Source organism: Streptomyces sp. NRRL WC-3549 (assembly GCF_000721935.1).
Lineage (GTDB): Bacteria > Actinomycetota > Actinomycetes > Streptomycetales > Streptomycetaceae > Streptomyces.
The window spans coordinates 7,792-13,434 of record NZ_KL585406.1; the positions used below are offsets into that span (position 1 = coordinate 7,792).

At 72.7% G+C, this 5,643-nt stretch carries 5 protein-coding genes and 2 pseudogenes; 3 read left to right on the top strand and 4 right to left on the bottom strand.

Translation table 11 applies throughout. The features are described 5' to 3' along the window. Window positions 1-352 (top strand): biliverdin-producing heme oxygenase (locus IH13_RS0118645; protein WP_031085878.1); only part of this gene is annotated, 352 nt, incomplete at its 5' end. A gap of 178 nt (window positions 353-530) precedes the next feature. On the opposite strand, the gene IH13_RS0118650 is transcribed toward IH13_RS0118645, so the two are convergent. Then, window positions 531-1,268, bottom strand: a complete 738-nt coding sequence (locus tag IH13_RS0118650) for an SDR family NAD(P)-dependent oxidoreductase (RefSeq protein ID WP_031085882.1) — start codon at window positions 1,266-1,268, stop codon at window positions 531-533. Window positions 1,269-1,351: 83 nt separating this feature from the next. On the opposite strand from IH13_RS0118650, the gene IH13_RS0118655 reads away from it, so the two are divergent. Further along, window positions 1,352-1,996 (top strand): TetR/AcrR family transcriptional regulator, encoded by a 645-nt coding sequence (locus IH13_RS0118655; protein WP_031085884.1) that lies wholly within the window; start codon window positions 1,352-1,354, stop codon window positions 1,994-1,996. On the opposite strand, the pseudogene IH13_RS44700 reads toward IH13_RS0118655, so the two are convergent. The 3 genes and pseudogenes from IH13_RS44700 to IH13_RS0118665 all read right to left on the bottom strand — a co-directional run. After that, a pseudogene (locus IH13_RS44700) lies at window positions 1,962-2,144 on the bottom strand (MFS transporter); the annotation flags it as partial. The gene IH13_RS0118655 and the pseudogene IH13_RS44700 overlap by 35 nt on opposite strands. A 131-nt stretch (window positions 2,145-2,275) precedes the next feature. After that, on the bottom strand, window positions 2,276-3,874 hold the full coding sequence (locus IH13_RS0118660) for an HtaA domain-containing protein (RefSeq protein WP_031085885.1): 1,599 nt from the start codon (window positions 3,872-3,874) through the stop codon (window positions 2,276-2,278). Window positions 3,875-3,953: 79 nt separating this feature from the next. Further along, window positions 3,954-5,306, bottom strand: a complete 1,353-nt coding sequence (locus IH13_RS0118665; RefSeq protein ID WP_051835873.1) for an HtaA domain-containing protein — start codon at window positions 5,304-5,306, stop codon at window positions 3,954-3,956. A 113-nt stretch (window positions 5,307-5,419) separates the two neighbouring features. Between IH13_RS0118665 and IH13_RS42435 the strand changes: the two are divergent. Further along, window positions 5,420-5,643 (top strand): annotated as a pseudogene (locus tag IH13_RS42435) (ABC transporter substrate-binding protein); the annotation flags it as partial.

Below are 5,643 nucleotides of genomic sequence, written 5' to 3' on the forward strand. Positions count from 1 at the left end.
GGCCACGGCCGCGTACGCCGAGCGGGTCGCCGAGTGCGCCCGCGACTGGCCGGCCGGGTACGTGGCGCACCACTACACGCGCTACCTCGGGGACCTCTCCGGCGGCCAGATCATCCGAGGCACGGCGGAGAAGACCTGGGGCTTCGAGCGCAAGGGCGACGGCGTGCGCTTCTACGTCTTCGAGCAGATCTCCAACCCGGCCGCCTTCAAGCGGGAGTACCGGGAGCTGCTGGACGCGGTGAACGCCGACGACCTGGAGAAGCAGCGCATCGTCGACGAGTGCAAGCGCGCCTTCGCGCTGAACACCGCCGTCTTCCGCGAGCTGGGCGAGGCGTTCCCGCTCAGCGCCTGAGACCGGCGCCCGGACGCAAGCCCGTGCCGCCCGCCGCGATGGCGGGCGACCGCGGACCCGGCCTGGCCACCTCGGCGGAGACAAGGCTTACTCGCTCCGTCGCGACCGCGGCTGGCTGCCGCGACGCCGGTGCGCCCCCTCGCTCCGCGGGGACCGGATGCGCACCGCCGGCCGTCGCTCAGGCCCTGGTGTAGCCGCCGTCGGCGAAGAGTTCGGCACCGGTGACGAACGACGAGGCGTCCGAAGCCAGGAAGAGGGCGGCCTCGGCGATTTCCTCGGCGTCAGCCAGCCGCCCCAGTGGCACGGTGGCCTCGGCGAACTGATCGGCGGCCGGTCCCGCGGCGCCCAGCAGGCCAGGGGTCCGCGTGGGACCCGGGCTGAGCACGTTGACCCGGAATCGGCGCTCCCGTGACTGCCGGGCCCAGTTGTGCACGAGGTTGCCCACCGCCGCCTTCGAGGCGCTGTAGACCTCGAGCTGCTCATTGGGCCGCACGCTGTTGCTCGAGCCGACGACCACGATGGAGGCGTTCTCCGCCAACAGCGGAAGCGCCTTCTGAACGGTGAACAGCGTGCCCTTGACGTTGACGGCGAGCGTCAGGTCGACGTTCGCCTCGGTGTGGGCGCCGAGCGCGGCGTCCGCAGCGATTCCCGCGTTGGCCACCAGGACGTCGATGCGCCCGGCCTCCTCGCGGACGCGCGCGTAGAGCGCGTCCAGGTCGGCCAGGTCCGAGATGTCGGATCGCACGCCGGTGGCCGCGGGGCCCACCTCCTCGACCGCCGCTTCGAGGCGGTCGACGTCCCGGCCGGTCACGAAGACCCGTGCGCCCTCCCGGACGAAGCGGTGGGCGATGGCCAGCCCGATCCCGCTGGTCCCTCCGGTGATCACGGCCACCTTCTCCTGCAGTACGCCTGGCATGTCGAACCCTTCAGTTCTGGAATGGATCGTCCATAACGTAGGCAGTAATGGACGATCGAGTCAAGAACGGTTAGGCTGAGACCATGCCGAGACCACGCGCATTCGACGAACGCCACGTCCTGGAGCGGGCCCGGGAACAGTTCTGGGCGACCGGCTATGCGGGGACCCGGATGGACGACATCGCCCGGGCGACCGGCCTGGGCAAGGGCAGCCTGTACGGCGCTTTCGGCGACAAGGGCAAGCTGTTCCACCGCGTGTTCGGCGACTGGTGCACCGCAGTCGTCGAGGTGGCCGAAGGGCGGCTGGCAGGTGGCCCGGACGCAGAGGCCCTGGCCCGGCTGTCGGAATACGTGCACCTCATGGCGGAGAACACCGCCTTGGACACCGAGCGCCGCGGGTGCCTGTTGGCCAAGGGCGCGGCGGAAATGGCCCAGCGCGATCCGACGGTCGCCGGACGTTCGGCCGAGACCATGACGGCACTGCTGACCCTGCTGCGGACGGAGATCAGCGCCGCCCAGCGCCACGGTGACATCGACAGCGCTGCGGACCCGGAGCGGCTGGCGGCACTGCTGCTGACCGTGGTCCGCGGTATCGAGGCGGTAGGCAAGGCCGGCCTGGGCCCGGAGACGGTGCGGAACATCGCAGACACCGCACTGGCAGTGCTGCCCACGCCCGGGGGGCCGAAACGCCTCGCACCCGGGTGCGGTCCTCCTGGGAGAGCGACGTAGCCGGTCATCGCGACGAGGCTGACACGGTCGGCCGAGTCGGGCCCTAAGTCACCGGCCGCGGAGAGGGCGAGGGGAATCCGAGCGATGCGCCCGGTCCCCACAGAAGGACTGCCGCTCCGGTGAGGACAGCGTTGTCGGAGAAGCTGACGCCTTGGCAAGGCCGGGCATTCAAGCACCGCGCGGAGGCCGCGCACCCCGGCGGCTGTCTCTTATACAGATGTGTATAAGAGACAGGCTGTCGCCGGTGCGGCCCCGCCGGGTGGTTCCGGGGGGCACGGATCAGACGGCGTCGGCGCGGCGACGGCGTGCGGCGATCACCACACCGGCGCCCGCCGCGACGACGACACCCGAGGCGGCGGCCAGTGCGCCGGTCGGGAGGTCGGAGCCGGTGGAGGCGAGGGAGCCCGAGCCGCCGAGGGAGCCGCCCACGGACCCGCCGCCGACCGTGCCACCGGACCCGCCGGTCGTACCGGACCCGCCGATGGAGCCGCTGCCTCCGGCGGAGCCGGAGCCGCCGGATCCGCCGGTGGCGCCCGGGAGTTCGGCGTCCTCGTCCAGGGCGACGGCGACGGTCAGGGCGTCGAGCGCCTCGCCCTTGTCGTACATGCCGCCGAACGCCTTGGTGCCGTCGGCGGTCAGCGTGGCGGGAACGCCCTTCAGCGTCACGACCCCGTCCTCGGCGGCGAGTTCACCGGCCGGGAGCTTCAGGTCGGCCACCGTCAGGGCGGTGTAGGTGGCGACCTCCTTGGTGCGGCGGTCCTTGGTGGAGACGTCGGCGACCAGCGTGCCGGTGGAGCCCTTCACCTGGACCCGCAGCTTGCTGAGGGAGAGGTCGAGGGTGTGGGCACCCTCCTCCTTGTGGCCGAGGAAGCGGACCGAGCCGGCGAACTCGGCCTCCAGGGTCTGCTGGTCGGCGTCGAAGGCCCCGGTGGCGTCGGGGAAGCGGTAGCCGCCGGACGAGGCCGTGGCGCCGCCGGACGTCTTGATCTCGCCGTGGGCGATGGGACCCGTGACGTAGGCGCGGAAGGACTCCTTGACGCCCCAGTCGAGGGTGCCGTCGACGACCGGGCCCTGCTCGACGGCCGGGCTGGTGGCGGACGCGGAGGGACGCGGGGAGGCGGAGGAGGACGGGGTGGGGTGGCCGGGCCCGGTCGACGGCCCCGCCGAGGGCTCTTCGCCCGGCTCCTGGGAGGGCTCCTTCGAGGGCTCCTCGCTCGGCTCGTGGCTCGGCTCCTCGCTCGGCGTCGGCTCCTCGCTCGGCTCCGGGGCGGTCTTTACGGAGAGGGTGGCGGCGTCGAGCTCCGCCCCTTCCGCGTACATGTTGTCGAAGACCTCGGCGCCCGCCTTGGTGAGGGTGGCGGGCATGTCCTTGTAGACCGTCGCGCCGCCCTCGCCCTGGCTCGGGCGGACCGTGGAGAGGTCCAGCGCGGCGACCGCGACGTCGTCCTGGGTGCCCTCGGGGGTCTTCACGTCGGCGGTGATCGCACCCCCGGTGAGGGTCGTCGTGACCTTCACGTCGGAGAGGGTGATGTCCAGGACGCCACCGTGGGCGCTGAAGGTGACGCTGCCGTCGAAGGCGGTGGCGGTGGCGTGGGTGGAGGTGTCGTAGGTGCCCTTGCCGTTGCCGAAGGTGAAGGCACCGTTGCCGGCGGCCTGGGTGGCCCCGTCCTTGACGGTGACGGTGCCGGCCGCGCCGATGTATCTGCGGAAGGACTCCTTGAAGCCCCAGTCCAGCGTGCCGTCCGTCAGGTGCCTGGTGGCGGCGGGAGCGGCCTCCTCGGCGTCTGCCGCGAGGGCGGGGAGGGCGAAGGTCGCGCCAAGGGCGGCTGCGGTGGCGACCGCGGCGGCGAGGGCTATGGGGCGGCGGGTAGCGGCCATGACGGTGACTCCAGGGGAGACGTGGGTGGTTGGGAACGTGTGAGGGGAGGGAGGGAAGGTTCAGGGGTTCCCGGCGGCCTTACGCCGCCGGAGGGCCAGCCAGAGACCGCCGCCCGCGGCGGCGAGCAGCACCGGTCCCGGCCTCCGCGGCCACCGGCCGGGTGGACGGCGTGGCCGCCGGCTTCTCCTCGGGTGCCGCGGAGGGTCCGGCGGTGGTGCCCAGGTCGGGCAGTGCGGGCAGCTCGGCCTTCGCGTCGACGGCGACGGCCAGGGAGACGGGGTCCATCGCGGTACCCGCGGTGTAGAGCGAGCCGAAGGCCTTGGCGCCGTCCGCGGTCAGGGTCGCGGGGGCCTCGGTGAGGACGGCGAGGCCGTCCTTCGGGGCGAGGCCCTTGGCGGTGAAGGTGACGAGCGGTACGTCCTCGCGGGTACCGCCCTCGCTGGTGACGTCGGCGCGGAGGGTCCCCTTGCCCGAGGCCACCTTCACGGTGACACCGGCCAGTTCGAGGTCGAGGCCGCCCTTGCCGGTGAAGTGGACGCGGCCGGCGAACGCGGCGTCCAGGCTCTGCCTCTCCGCGTCGTACGTGCCCTTGCCCTGCGGGAAGCGGAAGAGGGCACCGCCGTCCTGGGCGCCGTCGGTGAGGGTCCACTTCCCCTGGGCGATGGAGCCGGTGACGTACTCGCGGTAGGTGCGCCGTACGCCCCAGTCCACCGCCGCGTCCTCGAAGCGGCCCGCGGCCTTCCCGGGCTTCTTCGCCTTCGAGGGGGACGGCGACGGGGAGGCGGGGGCGGCCGGCGCCTGAGCCGGGGCCTTGGTGTCGACGGAGAGGGTGATCGGGTCCAGGGGGGTGCCCGCCGCGTAGTAGCCGGCGAAGGCCGTCGCGCCCTGGGCGGTCAGCGTCGCGGGGACGGAGTCGAGGGCGATGGGCGTGGACCCGCCCCGCATGTTGATCCCCGACAGGCCGAGCGTGGCCATCGGCACCTGGGCGGTGGTGGTGACGCGCCCGCTCTCGCGGTCCTTGCTGACCGTGTCGGCGTAGAGGGTCCCGCTGCCGCCGGAGATCCGGACGGTGGGACGGCTGATGGTGAGGTCCAACTGGTCGGAGCCGTCGGACTGCCTGTGGCCGACGAAGCGGACGCCGCCCGAGAAGCCGGCCCGGAACTCCCCGCTGCCCGGGTCGTAGGAGCCGGTGGCGGAGTGGAAGCGGAACTGACTGCCGCCGACCGTGGCGGCTCCCCCGGTGAGGCTCCAACTGCCCTGGGCGATCGGGCCGGTGACGTAACTCTGGAACGAGGACTTGACGGCCCAGTCGAGCCTGCCGCCCTGCACCGTGCGGCTCGCCGCCTGCGCGGCGGTGGCTGGAAACAATGCTCCCAGCACCACCGCGAACAGCGCGACGGCGAGCGCGCGGACGGATCTGGACGGCTGCATGGGACCCTCCCGAAGGGCTAGAAACATAGGTAAGGCTAACCTAAGGTGTACTCAGCCCGTGCCGGAACCCCCTCCGCCACTCCCCTTCGCAACATTCCCAGGACGGTGCACTCGTGCGATTTCCCCAGTACCCAGCTGTATCGGGACCAAGAGCCGCACGGCCGCACACCGCCCGACTCGGCGTCCTGGCCGCCCTGGTGGCCCTCACGACGGCGCTCACCGGCTGCGGCGGCACGGGGAGCGACGCGAGCACGACGGCGAAGGCGGCGAAGGCCGAGCCGGTGGCCGACCGCGTCGAACCGCTGTCCACCGCACCGGAACCACGGCTGCCGGCCCC